19 protein-coding genes are annotated in these 19,998 nt (G+C 30.5%); 5 read left to right on the forward strand and 14 right to left on the reverse strand.

The window, feature by feature from the left end; translation table 11 throughout:
• Positions 1–337 precede the first annotated feature (337 nt).
• The 3 genes from ACTB1H_RS05775 to ACTB1H_RS05785 all read right to left on the reverse strand — a co-directional run bounded on the left by ACTB1H_RS05775 (position 338) and on the right by ACTB1H_RS05785 (position 2,476).
• Positions 338–1,045: a hypothetical protein gene (locus tag ACTB1H_RS05775; protein WP_463261885.1), complete on the reverse strand. Its 708-nt coding sequence runs from the start codon at positions 1,043–1,045 to the stop codon at positions 338–340.
• Positions 1,032–1,880 (reverse strand): ABC transporter ATP-binding protein, encoded by an 849-nt coding sequence (locus tag ACTB1H_RS05780; RefSeq protein ID WP_463261886.1) that lies wholly within the window; start codon positions 1,878–1,880, stop codon positions 1,032–1,034. The genes ACTB1H_RS05775 and ACTB1H_RS05780 overlap by 14 nt, the downstream gene beginning before the upstream one ends.
• Positions 1,881–2,077: 197 nt before the next feature.
• On the reverse strand, positions 2,078–2,476 hold the full coding sequence (locus tag ACTB1H_RS05785; protein WP_463261887.1) for a DUF6483 family protein: 399 nt from the start codon (positions 2,474–2,476) through the stop codon (positions 2,078–2,080).
• Between the two features lie 828 nt (positions 2,477–3,304).
• On the opposite strand from ACTB1H_RS05785, the gene ACTB1H_RS05790 reads away from it, so the two are divergent.
• Positions 3,305–3,637 carry a hypothetical protein gene (locus tag ACTB1H_RS05790; RefSeq protein WP_463261888.1) on the forward strand — a complete coding sequence of 111 codons (333 nt, stop codon included), beginning with the start codon at positions 3,305–3,307 and terminating at the stop codon, positions 3,635–3,637.
• Here ACTB1H_RS05790 and ACTB1H_RS05795 read toward each other — a convergent pair.
• From ACTB1H_RS05795 to ACTB1H_RS05805, 3 genes are read right to left on the reverse strand one after another with little or no spacing between them, the layout of a single operon-like run.
• Positions 3,627–5,915 (reverse strand): transglutaminase TgpA family protein, encoded by a 2,289-nt coding sequence (locus ACTB1H_RS05795; protein ID WP_463261889.1) that lies wholly within the window; start codon positions 5,913–5,915, stop codon positions 3,627–3,629. The two genes, ACTB1H_RS05790 and ACTB1H_RS05795, sit on opposite strands and share 11 nt — an antisense overlap.
• A complete protein-coding gene (locus ACTB1H_RS05800) occupies positions 5,905–7,110 on the reverse strand; it encodes a DUF58 domain-containing protein (protein WP_463261890.1) in 1,206 nt (401 codons plus the stop codon). The genes ACTB1H_RS05795 and ACTB1H_RS05800 overlap by 11 nt, the downstream gene beginning before the upstream one ends.
• The gene (locus ACTB1H_RS05805) at positions 7,103–8,038 is read right to left on the reverse strand and encodes an AAA family ATPase (RefSeq protein ID WP_463261891.1); all 936 of its coding nucleotides are present in this window, start codon (positions 8,036–8,038) and stop codon (positions 7,103–7,105) included. Before ACTB1H_RS05805 ends, ACTB1H_RS05800 begins: the two co-directional genes overlap by 8 nt.
• 152 nt (positions 8,039–8,190) lie before the next feature.
• On the opposite strand from ACTB1H_RS05805, the gene ACTB1H_RS05810 reads away from it, so the two are divergent.
• From ACTB1H_RS05810 to ACTB1H_RS05820, 3 genes are all read left to right on the forward strand, one after another.
• Positions 8,191–9,927, forward strand: coding sequence for a methyl-accepting chemotaxis protein (locus ACTB1H_RS05810; RefSeq protein WP_463261892.1), 1,737 nt, complete (start codon positions 8,191–8,193; stop codon positions 9,925–9,927).
• Between the two features lie 109 nt (positions 9,928–10,036).
• Positions 10,037–10,678 (forward strand): sensor domain-containing diguanylate cyclase, encoded by a 642-nt coding sequence (locus ACTB1H_RS05815; RefSeq protein ID WP_463261893.1) that lies wholly within the window; start codon positions 10,037–10,039, stop codon positions 10,676–10,678.
• Positions 10,679–10,715: 37 nt separating this feature from the next.
• On the forward strand, positions 10,716–11,714 hold the full coding sequence (locus ACTB1H_RS05820; protein ID WP_463261903.1) for a putative bifunctional diguanylate cyclase/phosphodiesterase: 999 nt from the start codon (positions 10,716–10,718) through the stop codon (positions 11,712–11,714).
• A gap of 28 nt (positions 11,715–11,742) precedes the next feature.
• Here ACTB1H_RS05820 and lpdA read toward each other — a convergent pair whose 3' ends face one another.
• The 6 genes from lpdA to ACTB1H_RS05850 all read right to left on the reverse strand — a co-directional run bounded on the left by lpdA (position 11,743) and on the right by ACTB1H_RS05850 (position 18,696).
• Positions 11,743–13,125 carry a dihydrolipoyl dehydrogenase gene (lpdA, locus tag ACTB1H_RS05825; RefSeq protein WP_463261894.1) on the reverse strand — a complete coding sequence of 461 codons (1,383 nt, stop codon included), beginning with the start codon at positions 13,123–13,125 and terminating at the stop codon, positions 11,743–11,745.
• 11 nt (positions 13,126–13,136) lie between these two features.
• Entirely contained in the window at positions 13,137–14,459 is a 1,323-nt protein-coding gene (locus ACTB1H_RS05830; protein WP_463261895.1) for a dihydrolipoamide acetyltransferase family protein, read from the reverse strand.
• Between the two features lie 12 nt (positions 14,460–14,471).
• On the reverse strand, positions 14,472–15,452 hold the full coding sequence (locus tag ACTB1H_RS05835) for an alpha-ketoacid dehydrogenase subunit beta (RefSeq protein WP_463261896.1): 981 nt from the start codon (positions 15,450–15,452) through the stop codon (positions 14,472–14,474).
• On the reverse strand, positions 15,452–16,537 hold the full coding sequence (gene pdhA, locus ACTB1H_RS05840; RefSeq protein ID WP_463261897.1) for a pyruvate dehydrogenase (acetyl-transferring) E1 component subunit alpha: 1,086 nt from the start codon (positions 16,535–16,537) through the stop codon (positions 15,452–15,454). The genes ACTB1H_RS05835 and pdhA overlap by 1 nt, the downstream gene beginning before the upstream one ends.
• 156 nt (positions 16,538–16,693) lie before the next feature.
• Complete coding sequence (locus tag ACTB1H_RS05845; protein WP_463261898.1) at positions 16,694–17,602, reverse strand: pseudouridine-5'-phosphate glycosidase; 909 nt, start codon at positions 17,600–17,602, stop codon at positions 16,694–16,696.
• A complete protein-coding gene (locus ACTB1H_RS05850; RefSeq protein WP_463261899.1) occupies positions 17,602–18,696 on the reverse strand; it encodes a PfkB family carbohydrate kinase in 1,095 nt (364 codons plus the stop codon). The genes ACTB1H_RS05845 and ACTB1H_RS05850 overlap by 1 nt, the downstream gene beginning before the upstream one ends.
• A 284-nt stretch (positions 18,697–18,980) precedes the next feature.
• Between ACTB1H_RS05850 and ACTB1H_RS05855 the strand changes: the two genes are divergently transcribed.
• A complete protein-coding gene (locus tag ACTB1H_RS05855) occupies positions 18,981–19,253 on the forward strand; it encodes a hypothetical protein (protein WP_463261900.1) in 273 nt (90 codons plus the stop codon).
• 17 nt (positions 19,254–19,270) lie between these two features.
• Here ACTB1H_RS05855 and ACTB1H_RS05860 read toward each other — a convergent pair whose 3' ends face one another.
• Both ACTB1H_RS05860 and ACTB1H_RS05865 read right to left on the reverse strand, forming a co-directional pair.
• Positions 19,271–19,765: a hypothetical protein gene (locus tag ACTB1H_RS05860; protein ID WP_463261901.1), complete on the reverse strand. Its 495-nt coding sequence runs from the start codon at positions 19,763–19,765 to the stop codon at positions 19,271–19,273.
• A gap of 1 nt (position 19,766) precedes the next feature.
• Positions 19,767–19,998: hypothetical protein (locus tag ACTB1H_RS05865; RefSeq protein WP_463261902.1), on the reverse strand; the 232-nt coding region annotated here is incomplete at its 5' end.

Here is a 19,998-nt window from a genome sequence, read left to right on the forward strand (position 1 = left end):
TACAGGACTGCTGAGGCCTTATCCAAGGTCGGCCAAAAAGATAATTAATTGTACATGAAAATATTTGCACTTTTGTACAAAAAAATATTGACGTTTATAGATATTTAAGTTTTATTTTATATTACCCTGAAGTTGGAGTGTAAAATGTGAAATCTCTGTATACGAGAACCCTAGGTACGGTGTTGTGGAAGGTCAGAAAATAAAATAATTATTTCCTACTGCCCGATTATCAAATATATTTTCTTATGATGGAGTATTTTTAGATTCTAATACTATTTTTTATAACCCTACTACCTTCATGTGCCTAAATAGAATCTAAACTAGGGCTTTCCTTTTTTTACAATAGTGTTCTTTTTTTATAAGACATGATAAACACTCCGAATAATAATAATATATTAACTATATATATTATTATATTATCTATTCCAATCTTAAGATTTGTTATATTAAATATCAGATCATATAATTGTTGATTATAAAAGAACTTTGAGACCATTCTTATTTTATCATTTAACATTGACAAAACTGGTAAAAGGCTTATCCCTATAACTATAGTTGAAACTAAAGAGTTTGCAGTAATTTGATTTTTAGCTAAAATACCTATTGTGGCACCTAATAATATAGATGGAACTATTCCTAAAGCCATAATAATGTAATACTTCAATAAATCAATTTGACCTAGTTCTAATTCTATTGATAACAAAATTACTCCTATTAAACTCATAATTATGATATGGAAACTGACTCCAAATAAATATTCCAAGGACTTTACATTGTTTAACAATAAAATTTTCAATGTTCCCTTTTCTCTTTCCTCTGAAATTACACCTGCTATTACTGCACTAGGGCACATAGTTATATACATGGGTGAAAACATTGTAACAAAGAAGTTATTAGGTAAATTTAAATTATGCTTAAGTATTGTTTCGGTTAATAAAATAGATAATAGAGGAATTAAAATAAACTGTAATAAAATAGTGCTATTTTTAAATGTATCTATAAATTGCTTATATACTACTGCCTTTATTCTATTAAGACTCATCATATAATTTTCTCCCTGTTAACTTTATAAAAATATCTTCTAAATTTGGTTCAGTAGAGTGAATTGAAAATATATCTTCGTTTTTTATTAAATTATATATATTTCTAATATTTTCAGAAGAAAAATCTAAACTTATTTTTTCACCGTTATTTTTAATTAGATTAATCTTTCTATCCTTATAAAATTTCTTCGAAAGATTGAAGGGACTATCACATGCGCATATGCACCCTTCATTTAACAATGCAACTCTATCACATAACTTCTCAGCTTCTTCCATATTATGTGTAGTCATAAATATGGTAATCCCCTTCTGCTTTAAATCAAATAGTATGTTATGGATATTTCTAGCGTTTACAGGATCTAATGCTGAAGTCGGCTCATCTAGAAAAAGGATTTTAGGATTATGTAGCAATGCTCTTGCAATTAATAAGCGTTGTTTCATTCCATTGGATAGTCTAGAAACTGGTTTTTTTGTAGGTTCTAGATTAACTAGCTCCAATACCTTACCTATTTCATTATGTGGTATATTGTGAATCTTTGCATATATTTTTAAGTTTTGTACAACATTTAAACGATCATATAGTCCTGGTATCTCCAATAACATACCTATTTTTTTATAAATATCTTCGCCAAAATTCTTTGAATTAACCCCCCATATTTTTACTTCTCCCGAAGTTGGCTCTAATTGTCCAGTAATTATATTTATTAGGGTCGTTTTCCCTGCTCCAGATGGTCCAAGTAATCCAAATATCTCTCCTTCTTCAACAAAAAACGAAATATCTTTCAAAACTAATAAATCATTAAACTTTTTATAAACCGAATTTATATTTATCACCATTCAAATTAACCTCCCTGATAAAATTTAGAGTATAGGGATTGCTTCAAAACTTTACATTTTATGCATAAAAATAATATATTTTATCAAAAAAATACATCAATTCAGATGAATTAAATTACACTTTCGTTTTAAGCATTTAAGCAGAAAAAAATTTACTTTAGGGGTGTGCCTATCTAATCACCTTGGCAGTTTATAGTCTAATAAAAAAACAATTCAGGTAATAAGCCGTATTTACGGCATACTTCTTGTAAACCACTCTTAATTTCATTACGAGAGAAATTTTTACTTTCAAGATAGTTATCATCCAATTTATTTAATTCGGAATAAAAAATGACAGCAGTTTCAATAGCTGTTTCCTCATCTGTATCTATAGCTTGAAATAGTATGTTTTCTGCTTCGCAAATTTCTCCCTGCTCTAGCAATGTCATGACATTGTTAAATAACTTAGATGATATATATGGAGTGTGTTCTCCTTTTTCTGTAATCATTTGTATAAGTGCTGCAATGGCAGTTTCAATTTGTCGCATTAACCAATCCTGTTTATAATACATATAATCACCATACCTTTGAACTCTATAGGTATAACTTATGAACATAAAAAATTTAATCTTAATTCTCGGTTAAGTTATCCAACTTATTTGATTTTGTTAGAACAGGCATTTGCTACAATTTCTAACAATAAAAAGCATCTAATATTTATATACGTTGAGCATTAGGAAGACAGCGGTAGAAATAGAATCATTAGAAATTAATATAGTGTTAAAATATGAACGAATACCTATTATCATCATAGAAAAAACTAAGTAAAGCATTATATTTTGTTGTTGACCTTGTATTTAATGTCCATATCCCATTTCTAATGCAAGCAATAGTTATATGTAGCCGATGAGATATATACAATTAGTTCTTAAGTATTATTCCTACATTTCATCAAAAATATGTTTAGACATATTATAGCCATCCTATCCAAAAAGATGTTCATAGTTTTTCCAAAACTTTGCATATTTATAAGCGCAATCTGATATTTGAGTTATAAATTCTTTTCTCTATTGCGTATATGGTTTGACGTGAGATCTCAATCGCTTTGGATATAGATTTTTGTGTCATACTAAGTTCTGTGCTCGCTACCTTAATTTTAATATTTCGAACCATTATACTCCTTATTTTTCACAATAATATATAATTTAATAAAAGTCAAATATCGCTAAAGATAGGATAATGTGAATTAATTGTTGGAAAACAATTAATTGACACTATCTGCCTTTATAGTTTAGCTTTCCTTTTTCTTTAGATTGGATTATATTATATTATTTTTATTAGAACCATAACAAAAAATGCTGGAGACAGCCAAATTAATATAAAAAATTTAAATATTTTGGAAACTTATTTTTTGGGTAAATAAACAAAAAAGAGGAGGTAGAGACATGGGAAAATACATAAGCAACTATGAAAAATGGATAAATAAAGCTATAAGAAGTGGTGAATATTCTTATGAAGATTTATTGTATATTCACCAGCTTCATATAGATTTTTTTCAACATGAAAGACTGATTCATTTAATAGTTACCTTGTTTACCTCAATATTAATGCTAACTAGTTTATATTTAAGCATTAAAACCCAAGAAATACTAGTATTTGTTATATTTGGGATTTTATTCTTCGTTACTTTATTTTATTTTCTGCATTATTTCTTTTTAGAGAATTCACTTTTAAGAATGTATAAAATCACAGATAAAATATTAAATATTAAAATTTAATACTTCCTAGTACATATTTTTTCATGAGATATTTTAGTTTACCTTCATAATTTTTATATCGATTAGTTAATATAGCTCTAAATTTTTCCATCAATTCGATTTCTTCTTTTGAGGCTTCTTTATATCCGTATTTAGTTTTTATAAAAATATCAGTAATTTTCTTTAATTCAATATCATCTAATATAAAGAATTTGTAATTAATTCTATTACTGTACTCATAATAAGTCTCATCATTATTCTTAGGGAACCCTAAAAGTCCTAGAAGTGAATTGATATCATAGTAGTATTGCTCAATTCTTTCACTGCTATTTAAATTCTTTAGTCTTTTTTCGCGATGGTTGGTTTTAATAGTAAGGTAAATAATTCTTAAGAACAAGATACCCACTATAGCTAAGAAAAATAAAGGAATATACCATGTGTTAGTAAATGTAGTGTTAACTTCATCTGGATTATCAGTATCTATAATTAAATTATTTCCTTCTTCTATAATATCTTCTCTATTTGGTCTTCTCGGATCGTCAGGAATTCTCTCTTCGTTTGCATCGGGGGTATTTTCATCTATTTGTTCAGAAACAGATTCTTCTATTATATCAACATTATTTAAAACTTCATAATAAGGTGTTGGATCAAAACTAATCCACCCAACAGGTTCTATAAAAGCTTCAACCCACGCATGGGCATTAGACTGAGATACTTTGTATTCTCCAGGATTTATTTCTTCGTTAGCTACATAACCTTCTACATATCTACTTGGAATTCCTGCAATTCTAAGCATTACTGCCATTGCTGTAGCATAATAGGTGCAATACCCTTCTTCTGATTCAAATAGAAAGTAATCTACAAAATCAGGGTTATCAGATTTAGAAAAATCATCTACATCTAAAGTGTAAGAATAATTTTTCTTTAGATAGTTTTCTATTAACAAAGCTTTTTCATAATCATTTTTTGCATTTTCAACAATTTGTTCTGTCAGGTTTATTGTTCTTGAAGTTACAGTATCAGAAGTTTGGAGATAATAAGATAAATTCCTGATATCTGTTTTTCTTTTATATACATCACTTTCTATTAATTTATCATATGGGAGCTCTTCAAAGTAATGAACTGTATAAGATTCATTTTTATATATGCCATAAGGGTAATTTATAATCATATCCTCATTAACATAAATGTCACTATTCCCTCTTAAATCAATAGAAACAGGATATAAAGGACTGAATAAGGTGGTAGAAGCAAAATTTTTATTTGATATTGTGATACTCTTTAAATTTTCTGATTTGTAACCTAAATTTAAATCTTGGAAATAAAAATTATATCCAGCCTTAGTTTTATAAGCTATAATTTCTTCACTAGTCCAATTCTTACCAGTATATGTGTGTTTTACACTTCCTCTTAAATATACTGGTTTACTTGATTTCAAAGTCATTACAACTCTATTATTAGGAACAACTTTGCCGCCTAATGATGAATTATTTGGATTAAATCCTGTCGTGCTAAAATTGAAAGGGCTAGCATTAGAATTACCTCTGTCGTACACAGGATCAGATCTAAAATCTAGGATTACAGGGAAGGTATCAACAATTTTTGTTTCAAACCAAACCCAATCTACTGGATTATTCCATTTAGGCAAAACAGTAGATAAAATCAATGAAATTATGCTGATAAGAAGTATTGGCTTAAGAAATAATGAAAATTTAGTTTTGTTTACTACATTTCCTTTGATTGAATTATTAACTATCACACTATAATTTACTGTAACAATTGTTAAGATTAGTGAAAAGGAAAGCATTATCAATGCTGTGAAAGCAGCGTCAATAAAACTATACCAGTAAATGACCAATGTGAAATAACTTAAAATATATAATAACTTGTACTTTTTATGGTTATATATTGATATTAGAGATATTAAACTAAATATTGCACTAAATAAAACGAAATAATAAATTTTATAGTCTTCTCGTATAGGGGCTGAATCAGTTATGTTGCTGATTATATTGTCGAAAAACTGAGATGCTGATTGGACTGTTTGAATTATGATGGTTCTATCATATTGGATTAGAACTAAAGTTATAATTAAACCCACAATTAGCGGGATAAAGAAAAATATGGGTTTTTTAATAAATAAAAATATCAATTCAAAAATTAACAAAAATAGCAACAATTGTCTAGGAAATATAATATCAATTTTTACAGTGGCAGCAATTGTATAAATTAATGAAAAACTAAGAAGCATTGATGAAAAGTTCAAACATATATTTTCAAGCTTGTGGTCATCTTTCATATTGTGCCTCCAATTTTTTAACAATATCAGAATTATAATCTAATTCATAAATTGTCATAGATTGAAGCCTTAATTTATCAACATAGTAATAATCAAATTTTAATGATTTATTTTCGACATCTGTGATTAATAAAATAATTGGATTAAAGCCATTCATTTTTAAAGTTAAGAGTTCTTTCGCATCTGATTTGCTTAAATATGTTGTCACATAAATAATTGTTGAGAACTTATAAAGATATTGATCAATAAAAGCTATATTATAGTTAAATTCAAAGACGCCATTTGGCTCGTAAACAGCTAATTTATCCCTAAAAGGATTAAATTCATGAATATTTTTGCCTTGAATGATCACATTTTCACTTTTTGCCTCATAAAAAAGGGCAACTTCTATTTCGTGTGAGAGACAATATTCAATTATGCTGCTTGCTATTTCTACTTGCAAATCTTCTAAATGGAATTCAAAATCATTGATGAATTTACTTTTTAGTGAATCAAGGATGATAAAAACACTTGTATCCTTTCGGTTCTCATATTCTTTAGTTATCAATGTATCTTTTTTTGCTGACAATTTCCAATGAATTGATTTTATAGGATCTCCAACTACATATTTGCGGATTCCATTGATTCTATTTCGATTTTCAGATACTTTGTCAAAAGCTAAAAGCTCGCCAGCTGATAAACCTGCATATATTTTAAAAGATTCTAGTTTGCGATATGTTGGATATACAATAATAGATGCGTTTTGTGAAGTTAACTTAGTAAATTTGAATATTCCTAAATTATCCATTAGATTTATCTTTATTTCTGAAAGATCATATCTACCTCTTCTTTTAACAGATATTATTGTTTTCTTTGATAATGTCTGCTTTGGTTCCAAAGAATATATAATAGGCTTTGAGGGTTTATTCGTAAGTTTATTTTCGAATAAATCTTCTACTTCAACATATGGGATGGAAAATTTACCTTTGTTAGAAATTTCATATGAAATTTCAACTTTATCACCTGCATACACAGTAGCTTTGTTAGAAATCAGATTAACATTTATGCAGCGTTTAAAATAAAAAATTTCAATAAGCGATAAAATTAAAATTGAAATAAAAAAGTAAAGGAGGAAAAAAGGCAAATCTCCACCGACTAAGAGAGAAAAAGCAAATAAAACCACGATAATTATTAACATAAACTTGTTGTTAAGCATATACTCCACCTATATATAATTTCTTTATCATATCGTCTATTACTTCATCAATGTTTCTTTTTTCAAGTCTAGCTTCTGCAGATAAAACTAATCTATGTCTTAAAACAGGATTTATTATTTTCTTGACATCATCATGGATTACATAATCTCTATTGGATAGATAAGCCATTGATTTTGAAGCTTTGAGAATGTCAATACTAGCTCTCGGGCTTGCTCCAAGAGCTATACTTTTGTAATTTCTTGTCAAATTTACTATATCAAGTATATATTCCAAAATTTCATCGTGAACAATTATTTCTTCCACTTCTTTCGATATGGACAATAGCTCAGACTTAGTTAGCACTGGCTTTATGTGATCTAAATTTTTCAGTTCTAAATAATTTTTCAATATCTTTTTTTCATCGTCTTTGTTAGGGTAACCAATAGATATTTTCATAAAAAATCTATCTAATTGAGCTTCTGGTAACGGAAATGTACCTTGATATTCTATCGGATTTTGCGTTGCAAGGACTAAAAATGGTTTATCTAGTAAGAAGTGTTCATTTTCAGTGGTAACTTCAAATTCTTCCATAGCTTGTAATAAACTTGATTGTGTTTTAGGAGAAGTTCTGTTGATTTCATCAGCTAAAAATATATTACAAAATATTGGACCCTTTTTAAAAATAAAAGCTCCACTATCTTTATCATATACACTAATACCTGTTAAGTCTGATGGTGTTAGATCGGGGGTAAATTGAACTCTTTTGTAAGTTAAATCTATGCTTTTAGCTAAAGCTTTTGCTAAAGTAGTTTTACCTACACCGGGAACATCTTCTATTAATAAATGACCGTTTGAAATTAACGCAATGATGACTTCTTCAATCACATCTTTTTTACCTACTATAGCACTATTTAAATTATTCATTAGCAATTCGAGTTGTTTAAGCATAAGTTCCTCCTAAAAATTTCTTTAATACATTTATACCTTTATTACATAGAGCTAAACTAAAGATTTTTATTTAATGTGAGTTACTATTAAAAAACACATAGATATACCGATATATGTTTTATAGACTTATAAATTTCTAGAGGGGGATTTTGATGGGAAAGTTTTTAGACAATTTGAGTACAAAAACAAAAGTGCTAGGAGGATTTATAATAATAGCTGTTCTTTCTATACTAGTAGGGATAGTTAGCATTTTTTCATTAAATCAATCGACAAAAGACTTGGAGTCAATGTACAATGATAGGTTGAAAGGGAATTTACTGTTAACAGATATAGAAAGTAATGTTAAAAATGCAAAAGAGCAGACTATGAAAATTCTCTGGCAATATCAAGTTACATACAATGACACAGTTATAAATGATGCAGTGGAAGAACTTGACATTCTTACAAAAGAAAACAACGATTTAATAGAAGAATATGAAAATCGTGATTTAGACACACAAGAAAAAGTCTTGTTAGCTAATTTTAAACAAGCTTTGAATGAATATAGACCTCTCAGAGATGAAGTAATTAAATATATTAAAAACGGGCAATATTCTCAAGCAATTAGTACTTACAGTAAAGTTAGTAAAGTTGAAAATGATATTGAAAATGCTATAAATGAAATGATAAACTACAACCTTAAAGTTTCAGATACTATGTATGAAGATTCACAATCGAGAATGGCTATGACATTGACCATAACTATTGTGGTTACATTGTTAACTTTTTTACTATCCATGTTGTTAGGTTTTTACAACTCAAAGAGCATTGTAGGAGGAATAAAAGCAGCTGTTAATTATTCAAAGATGTTACGAGATGGGGATTTTTCTTTTGAAATAGAACAAAGTTCTTTAACAAGAAAAGATGAAATTGGGGATTTGTCTCGTGCATTTAACCAGACTAAAGATGGACTAAGAGAGATTATTAGCCTATCAAAAGAAAATGCAGAAGAGGCAAGTGCTTCTAGTCAAGAATTAAGCGCCACAGTAGAAGAAATTAGTGCTCAAATTCAAGAAGTTAACTCCTCCACTCAAGAAATTGCTGCAAGCATGGAAGAAACTTCTGCTGCGATAGAAGAAGTCAGTTCATCTGGGGATCAAATCCTGGACAATGCAAAAGCTATACTTGAAGAAACAGTGAGAGGGAAAGAAAATGTTAAGCTAATTGCAAATAGAGCATCAGAGCTTAAAGAAAGTGCAGTATTAAGTAGAAATGAAGCAACTAACACATATAAAGTAAAACAAAAAGCTATAAAAGAATCCATAGAAAGAGGAAAGATAGTTTCAGAGATCAAAATTATGGCTGATTCAATTAAGGAAATTGCTGAAAAAACAAACCTTTTAGCTTTAAACGCAGCCATAGAAGCAGCAAGAGCAGGAGAACATGGGAGAGGATTTGCTGTAGTAGCTGATGAAGTAAGAAAATTAGCAGAAGCTTCTTCTTCCGCCGTAGATAAAATAACAGATTTAGTAAGCGAAGTTAGCGGAGTATTTACAGAGCTATCAACAAGTTCAGATGATTTATTGAAATTCATAGATTCTAAAGTAATATCTGATTATGATAGCCTAGTGGAAACTGGTAGCAACTACCTAAAAGATGCTCAATACGTTGAAAATTTAATTATACAGTTTGATGAGAAATCATCAGAAATAAAAGAAGCTATATCTGAGATTAATGATGCTATCGAATCCGTAGCTGCTACTATCGAACAATCAACTAGTGGTACAGTTGATATATCAACAAACATTAAAGAACTTTCAAAAGCGATTGAAGAGGTCGAAAAAGTAGCAGAACAACAAGCATCTTTAGCAGAAGAATTGAGCATAAATATGAATAGTTTTATGCTCTAAAGTTACAATAATTTAATAAATTTTATACTTTATAAACTTTGTATTTTTAGTATAATTATTAAGCTGATATTAAGATCTTCTTAGAATGAAAGGGAATGAGAAAAATTAAATGGATAAACTAGATAGAATGGCTGAAATTGAGATATTGGAAGAAAATCTAAATAACTATGGCAAACTTCTTGAAGATGTAGGAGGAGAGGTTTGGGAATTAAACATTAGCCAATCAGATGATATAAGGAATGAAGACTTCATAAAATATTCTTTTAATTATCAAGCTGACATTATGCTTAATTTTGATGGGGAGATTCATAAAGAAGATCTATTCAACTTAAATGAAAGCTTAGAGAATTTCATAAAAAGCGATGAAGTAAAGATAGAAGCTATTTATAGAATAAAAGAAGAAAATGACAAATATAAGTGGGTGTATTCTAGAGGAATAAAAGTATTTAGCGAAAAGGGTAAACTTAAAAAAATCATCGGGATAAGATCAGATATCACAGAAAAAATAATAATGAAAGAAGCCATATTTAATCTATCTCATTATGATACTTTGACTAATTTATCAAACAAAGAAAAGCTAAAAGAAGATTTTTCGAATATCGTTAAAAATAACGTAAATGAAGATATTGCTTTTTTATATATAGATTTGGATGACTTCAGCCATGTAAACAATGTTCTTGGATATAGCTATGGCGATGAATTTCTAAAAAAGTTTTCAGAGTTTTTGAAAAAAGGAATTTGGGAAGGATAATCTAATAGGCAGGTTAAATACTGATGAATTTTTAGTAATTTACAAGAATTATAAAAACATAGATTTATTGGAAAGAAGGATAGAGAAGTTCTTAAAAGATTTGCGCAAAAAAAATTTTTTAGAAAACAGTGATTTTAAATTATCTGCAAGTGTGGGGTATTCACTTTTTAAAATTAACGGAAATGACTTTGATACTTTGTTAAGATACGCTGACACAGCTCTCCACTATTCAAAGAGCAAGGGGAAGTCTCAATTTGTAAGATATAATGATAAACTAGGGGAATATATATTTTCTCAAGCAGACATGATAAACCAGTTAAGAATAGCAATAGAAAGAAATGAATTTGTGGTTTATTTTCAGCCAATTGTCTGTGCAAAAGCAGAAAAAACATCAGGTTATGAAGCTCTTGTTAGATGGATACATCCACATAGGGGCATGATTTCTCCGGGACAATTTATTCCGATAGCTGAAGCATCGGGACAAATGATAGAAATAGAGCAGCTCATCGTTGAAGAATGTTTTAAGAGTTTAAAACATTTAATGAGGTTAAACCCTGAAATGAAATATGTTTCTATAAATTTATCAGCAAGAGGTATAATTGAAAGAAATATCGTTAAATTCCTTGAGAATTTATTACTAAAATACAATGTTGATCCTAAATTTATAGAATTTGAAATTACTGAGTCATCGCTGTTAAATAATATTGAGAGGACTGTAGAAGTTCTGGATAGGATAAAAGAAATGGGATTTAAATTGTCATTGGATGATTTTGGAACGGGGTTTTCTTCTTTAAATTATTTAAAAAACTTACCACTTGACAAAGTGAAATTAGATAAAAGTTTTATCGACAACATAGAAACTGATGAGAGAGATCATCTAATGGTTAAATCAATCATTGAACTGTCTCATAGGCTAGGGTTATTAGTAGTCGGAGAAGGAGTAGAAACTAAAAATCAGAGAGATTTATTATATATTTTGGAATGTGACTTTATTCAAGGATTTTATTATGGTAGACCTGAGCCAATAGCTAATTAATATAATATGGGTGCATTGAGCACCCATATTATATATTTAAAGGTTTTTCTATTGCATCCAAACTAGCTTCAACTATCGCTTCGGTTAAAGTGGGATGTGGATGAACCACTCTAGCTAAGTCATAGATAGTACCTTCTAGATTCATCACACTTGCAGCTTCGGATATCATATTTGAAGCATCATTGCCAATTATGTGAAAACCAATGATTTCACCATACATGTCTTTATCTGCTAATATCTTTACAAAACCACTTGTTTCCCCCTTTAAGATTGCCATGCTGTTAGCAGAAAGTGGAAACTTTCCTATAGAATAATTTATGTTTTTTATTTTGGCTTCTTCTTCAGTTAAACCAACGCTTGCGATTTCGGGGAAAGAGTATACGACTTTTGGAATTTTTAGATAATCAATCTTAGAATCAATTCCAGAAATATTTTCACTTGCTACTACTCCTTCAAAAGATGCCACATGCGCTAATGGCATCTTTCCATTTACATCACCTATGGCATAAATATTTTTTATATTTGTCCTCAGGCTTTTATCGGTTTGAATAAAGCCATTCTCATCTTTTATGAGCTTTAAGTTTTCAATTCCACTTAAATTTGGTCTTATACCGTAAAAAACAACATATTTATCTGCAGTGAATTCTTTTTCTTTTCCTTTTTGAGAAACTAGTATCTTATCATCTCTTACTTCAATTATATTTGAGTTATTGATTAATTTTATACCACTTTTTTTAAGTTGCCTTTCCAAAGTTTGGGACAATTCACTGTCATAATCAGGCAAAAGATTTTTTTCTTCAAAAATCATTGTGACATCTGTACCAATAGCGTTGTAGAAAGTTGCATATTCTACTGCATAGGTATTATTTCCCAACACTATTACTGTGTCTAATTTATCTTTTAATCCAAGTATACCTGTATTGTTAATGGCTTTTCCACTTTCAAAACTTTCCTTTAAACCCTTTATATTTGGGATGTAGGCTTTTGAACCTGTAGCAATAATTAAGTTGTCAAATGATAAATTTTCTCCGTTTACATCTAGGTTGTGCTCATCAATTACTTTTCCAAACCCATTATATAAATCCACGCCATTTTTCTTAAATAACATGTGAATGCCTGAAACTAATTTATTTACCACATCATCTTTATTCTTCATCATTTTTTCAATATCTATATATATTTTACTTTTGTCAATTCCCATAATGCCAAAGTCTTCACTACGCAATATATCTTGGAAATGTTTAGCATAGGATAACAATGTTTTAGTGGGTATACAACCCCAGTTTAAGCATATTCCACCTAATCTATCTTTTTCTACTACAGCCACTTTTTTTCCCATTTGGCTTAGTTTAATAGCGGCAATATACCCACCTGCGCCGCCACCAAGCACAACACAATCAAATTTTTCCATAAAATCACCTCTTAAGCTTTAAGCAAAAGCATTTCTGGATTTTCGAGTATTTCTTTCATCATGTTTAAAAATCTAGCTCCACTTGCTCCATCGATTATCCTATGGTCATAGGATAATGAAAGAGGTAGAACCCATGCTTTTACTATTTCGTCATTCTTGATTATAGGCTTTTGTACAATTCTTCCAACTCCTAAAATTGCTGACTCAGGGTAATTTATTATTGGAATTCCATAGTATCCACCTATAGAACCATAATTTGTAATCGTGAAACTGCTTCCCTTCAAATCTTTAAGTTCAATTTGGTTATTCTTTGCTTTGCTAGAAATTTCATCAACTATTTTAGCCAACTCAATTATGCTTAATCTATCTGCATCTCTTATGACAGGCACCATCAAGCCTCGCTCTGTATCTGTGGCAATACCTATATGATAAAATTTCTTTAATATCAATTCATCATTTTCTTCATCGAGTGTTGAATTGAATTCAGGCATTTTCTTAAGGACTGCTATAGTTGCCTTTATTATAAAAGGCATAAAAGTTAAATTGATTTCTTCTTCTCTTAATGAATCTTTATATCTTTTTCTTAATTCATATAATTCGGTTACATCCAATTCATCCATGGCAGTCGTGTGAGGGATAGTAAACCTAGATTGAGTCATTTTTTCAGCAATTGTCTTTCTTATCTTTGTCAGAGGAATTCTTTCGATTTTTTCATCTTCAATTAAAAGTTTTTCTTCTTTTGCTTTAGGAGCTGTTTTAACAGGTTCATCTATCGCTATGTCTTGTTTTTCAACTTGCAATTTTTCACTAGCTTTGATGATATCCTCTTTCATAACTCTACCATTTGGTCCACTGCCAACAACTTGATTTATGTCCACGCCTAAATCCTTAGCGAGTTTTCTTGCAACTGGGGTGGCGAGAGCTTTTTTTACTTCTCTTTTATCTTCGTTATTTTCCTTATTTTCATGACTTGGGGCTATTACCTCTGATGAAGCAATTACTTCTCCAACCACTCCTGCATTCTCTTCCTCAACTATTTCCTTTTTTTCACTTAAAGTATCTTTTTTCTCCACTGATGAAACATCTTCTGCATTTCCCTCTGTATCTATTACTACAAAGACATCCCCGACATGAATAGTATCTCCATTGTTTGCTCTTAACTCTATTATTTTGCCAGTTTTAGGTGATGGTATTTCTGTTGTAACTTTATCGGTTTCAACTTCAGCTATAGATTCTCCCTCTTTTATCATATCTCCTACATCAACCAGCCATTTAGTTATTACACCCTCGTGAATACCCTCACCGATATCTGGAAACTGAAATTCAAATTTCATTTTCATTCCTCCTTAGTAACGCACTACATCTTCAATAGTTTTAGCAATTCTCTCTGGTGTAGGAATATAATGTTGCTCACCTCTAGGCAAAGGGAAAGTTGTGTCAAAACCCGTTAACCTTGTTGGTGGAGCTTCAAGATAAAGAAATGCTTTTTCATTGACAATAGATATTATTTCAGCACCTACTCCAAGTGTCTTTGGAGCCTCATGGACAACTAATATTCTTCCTGTTTTTTTGACTGATTCTACAAAACTCTCTCTATCCATAGGTGCAATTGTTCTCAAATCTATTAATTCCACAGATATATCCTTTTTCTTTACTATATCCATAGCCTTTTGAACATCTCTTACCATAGCACCCCATGATACTACTGTTATATCCTCACCTGATTCTATAATTTTTGCTTTGCCTATTGGTATTTCATAAGGACCTTCGGGTACTTCTTGTTTAAAAGCTCGATATATTCTCTTTGGTTCCCAGAAAAGAACAGGGTCATTGTCCCTGATTGCAGAGATCAATAGTCCTTTAGCATCATATGGAGTAGAAGGGATAACTACTTTTAAACCTGGAATATGAGCATACAAAGCTTCTGTACTTTCTGAATGATGTTCTAAAGCTCTTATTCCGCCTCCATAAGGCGCTCTTATAACCATAGGAAGATAGTATTTTCCTCGAGAACGATTTCTCATACGAGCTACATGGCTTATTATTTGATTAAAAGCTGGATAAGAAAATCCTGAGAATTGCATTTCAACAATTGGTCTAAGGCCATTTACTGCCATGCCAACAGCCGAGCCGACGATAGCTGATTCTGCTAATGGAGTATCAAAAACTCTTTTCTCTCCAAACTTTTTCTGCAAGTCTTGTGTTACTCTAAAAACCCCACCTTCTACACCGACATCTTCACCATATACCACAATAGTTTCATCTATTTCCATTTCTTCCATAAGAGCTTGATTTATTGCTTGCACCATATTTAAAGTATTTGGCATTATTTTTTACCTCCTTCTAAAAAAGCTTTATACTCAGATAATTGTTCTTCTAACTGAGGTGTCATCTTTTCATAAGTGAACTTGAATATATCATCTATTTCGGTATCTGATTTACCTTCTATTTCTTCAAAAGTTGTTGTAACATCCTTTTCAAGTTCTGCTTTGGTTTTTTCAATCCATTCATCATCTATCAAACCCTTGGATTTCAAGAAGAGTTCAAATCTTAAAATAGGGTCTTTTTTCTTCCATTCTTCCACTTCTTTATCTTCTCTGTATTTTGTAGGATCATCACTAGTTGTATGAGCCCCTAGTCTATAAGTGTAGGCTTCTATTAAAGTTGGACCTTCACCGTTTCTTGCTCTTTCAACAGCTGTTTTTGAAGCGTTGTACATTGCAAATATATCGTTTCCATCAACAAGTATTCCTGGCATGCCATATGCAATAGCTTTTAGTGCTAAATTTTTGCTCTTTGTTTGTACTTTTCTTGGAGTGGATATAGCGTACTGATTATTTTGTATTATGAAAATCACAGGAGCATTAAAAACAGCTGCAAAATTCAAAGCCTCATGAAAATCTCCATGAGAGGTACCGCCATCACCTACATAAGTCATAACAACATTTTTTTCACCCTTAATATTATTTGCCATACCTATACCTGTAGCATGCTGTAATTGCGATGCTATAGGAACAGACACAGGGAGCATCTTCACACCATCTGGGAAATGGCTTCCCCATTCATTTCCATACCAATACAAATATATATTTTTTAAAGGTACACCTTTAATCAGCCACGCACCTAATTCTCTGAAAGCTGGTACAAGCCAGTCGTCTTTTTTTATCGCATAAGCACTGCCGATTTGAGCTGCCTCTTGGCCGATGTTTGGAGCATAGGTAAGCATTCTTCCTTGTCTTTGATAGGAAAGAGCTTTTTCATCAATTGTTCTTTCATAAAGCATAGTTTTAAAAAGATACAATAGCTCATCATCACTTAAATCAGGATAATCACTCTCTTTGACAAGCTTGCCATTATGGTCTAACACTTTATACATTTTATTATCCAATGGATTGTATTCATCAAATAACATAAACTAACCTCCTCGTATAATTGATAATCTTTATCATTTGTTATATATATCTCCAAAAAAAAAATTATTAAACAGTAAAATAGTAGGAATTAAATTTCGAATTATTCCGACAATTATTTATAAAAAAAGAGTTTGCTTAAGCAAACTCTAATTAAATTATTTATTCATTTCAACAGCGATTTTTGCTGCAAGCAATGCATTGTTATATACAAGCTGTATATTTGCCTCTAGTGATTTTCCTTCAGTGACATCTTTTATTTTTGAAAGGAGAAATGGTGTAAGAGCTTTACCTTTGATACCTTTCTCGTTAGCCTCTATTACTGCTTCTTCTATACTTTTATTTATCAGATCTTCATCCATTGAATACTCTTTTGGTATAGGATTTGCTATTAGCATACCGCCTTTTAAGTTCAAACTCCATTTAGCGTTAATTATATCTGCAATTTCTTTAGGAGTATCTACGCGGTAATCAACATCAAACTCGCTGCTTCTTGTGTAGAAAGCAGGGAGTTTATTAGTTTTATAGCCTAGAACTAACACCCCTTTTGTCTCTAAATACTCTAAAGTAAGACCTAGATCTAAAATAGATTTTGCCCCAGCACATACTACCGCCACATTAGTTTGAGCTAGTTCTTCGAGATCTGCTGATATATCCATAGTAGTCTCAGCACCCCTGTGAACTCCTCCGATGCCACCTGTTGCAAAGACTTTAATTCCAGCCATTTCAGCGATTATCATAGTTGAAGCAACTGTAGTAGCACCATCTTTTTTCATAGCACATACATATGGGATATCTCTTCTAGATACTTTTAAAATCCCTTTTGTCTTTCCCATGTAGTCTATCTCTTCTTCTGTGAGGCCTGCTATGAGTTGACCATTTATTATTCCTATAGTAGCAGGTACTGCGCCATTTTCCCTTATGATTTTTTCTACATTTAATGCGGTTTCAACATTTTGTGGATAGGGCATACCATGTGAAATTATAGTGGACTCTAATGCGACTACAGGCTTATTTTCTTTTAAAGCATTTTCTACTTCTCTTGACAATTTAACAATATTTTTCATCAATATTCCTCCAATTTGTTTATATATTCTTCTAACTTTTCTACAGATATATTTTTATTTATTGTATCTTCTGATTCCATCGCCACAAGGCTTGCGGCCATTGCATATTTGACACTCTCTTTAAACGGTAAAGCATTGTATTCACCAAAGACTAATCCTGCTTGAAATGCATCACCTGCACCAGTAGCGTTCTTTATATTGGGTTTCTTTGCTTTTAATCTGCCTTGAGATCCTTTAGTACTATAAAAAGCACCTTTCTCACCAAGTGAAATTACTATATTTTTCACACCTAAATTGTGGATGATATTGCTTGCTGTTATCAAATCATCTTCATTCTCTATCATAATGCCAGTTAAAGCTTCTACTTCTAGTTTGTTAGGCTTAATAGTGTGAAAATACCCCAATACATCTTTTGCTCTCAAAGCTTTGGAAAAAGATACAGTATCTAAAAATAACTTTTTGTCCTTGTAATTTTCTACTGCATAATCTAGTGTTTCTTTCTCTAAATTTGTATCTAGCACTATTATTTCGCTACCTTGCAATGTGATGGCATTTTCATATAGATAGTTCTCATTTAGGTATTTAAAGATATCCATAGATGAAATAGCTACATCCATATCCATTTTTTCATCTAGAATTGCTAAATATGTTCCAGATGATTCATTTGAAATGGTCTTTATATAACTAGTGTCTATGTTAGCTAATTTACATTCATCGACAATTTTTTCTCCGTACATATCATCCCCAACCACTGTGAACAATTTAGTGTTTATACCTAATCTGGATATATTTTCAGCGATGTTTCTAGCAACACCGCCAACTGACAACTTTACTAAGCCGGGGTTTGAGTCGTTTCTTCGCAACGAATTATTAGGAAAACCTACAATGTCGACATTTGCTCCTCCGATTACGCTAACATATCTCGATTCTTCAATTAAATAGCCTCTGCCCTTGATTATTCCCTTTTTAGTTAAATTGGCTATATGAACTGCTACACTTGATCTAGTAATATTTAACATTTCTGCTATTTCATTTTGAGAAACAAGGGGATTTTTTTTGATGATATTTAGTATTTCAAGTTCTCGGTTTGTCATAATACCTCCTAAGCATACGCTTATATAAATAAACTTATGCTTATAGTATAAACCTGTATAAAAATAAAGGCAATACTTTTTTTAAAAGAATATAGATATATTATTGAATAAAAGATATGTTTAGAGGACAATTCAAATAGAGGTATTTTCAAAATCGGACAACAATGCCACCTCAATATAGTTTGAATTTGAGGTGGCTTTGTTATTTCAATTTATACTCAATTATAATATAATCAAATTAATAAAAGAAAATGATAAGATATTTTTACAATTGGGGTGATAATTTGGACAGCAACATGATATTTGTATATATTTTAATAGGCCTAATGGTTTTATTTTTAGAGATTGGATTTGCTTCAAAAGAAAAAAATTTCACAGGACTTATTTTACCTATAACTTTTTTAATGGTAGCTCTGTATAATTATTTATCGGTTGGCTTAACAGGTACGGAATTTACTGAAGATGTAATAGTTCTTATTACTATTGGAATAGAAGGTTTTATAGTTTCTATAATTGTATTTTTATTAGTTAGAATGAGAAAAAAAGGGGGTAAGTAGAGCAAAAGCTCTACTTTTTAGGTATTAAGCATTAACAAAAGCTTTTTTAAAGGATTTAGCAAAAATAATGTTGCAACAAAAGTAACTAAAGCATTTACTATAGATACTTGAAATCCCAGCAATAAACGAACTATCAATCCATTGTAGTCTAATCCAGCAGCAATTATATAAGGCATATCTATCAAAGTTCCACATATAAACGCTAAGAAAAAACCTAAGAGTGAAAGTGAGTATTCAGACTTTAGCCTTTTTCCTAAAGTAGAATAAATCAAAGCATATTGTGGAAAGACAACTAAATACATTATTGTCCATAGCCCAAATCCTCGTGTGAGCATCACCAATAAACAAAATATTGCAACTGATAAATAGGATTCATCTCTTTTTAAACTAACACCATACAAAAGAATAGTAAAATTTACTAGCTCTATGTATAGTAGTCCAGAGCCAATTAATTGAATAATATACAATATGCTTGCTAGCATGGCTACTCGTGTAATTTTTTTACTGCTCATTTTACATGCCCATATCCTTAGTATAGTGGAATTCTATCTCGTCTCCTTCATTAAGACCAATCGAATCAACGCCCGGAGCTTCACCTACTTTCATATCAAGTCCTTTTTCTGTAGATTTATACGAATACATCCACCAAGGTCCATTTGTCATATCTGCAGTTTCAAGACCCAAAAGACCATCTAAAAATCTTCCATATTGTGTATCAGTCATTTTCACATTCAATTTTTCTTTA

Source organism: Soehngenia sp. (assembly GCF_055108775.1).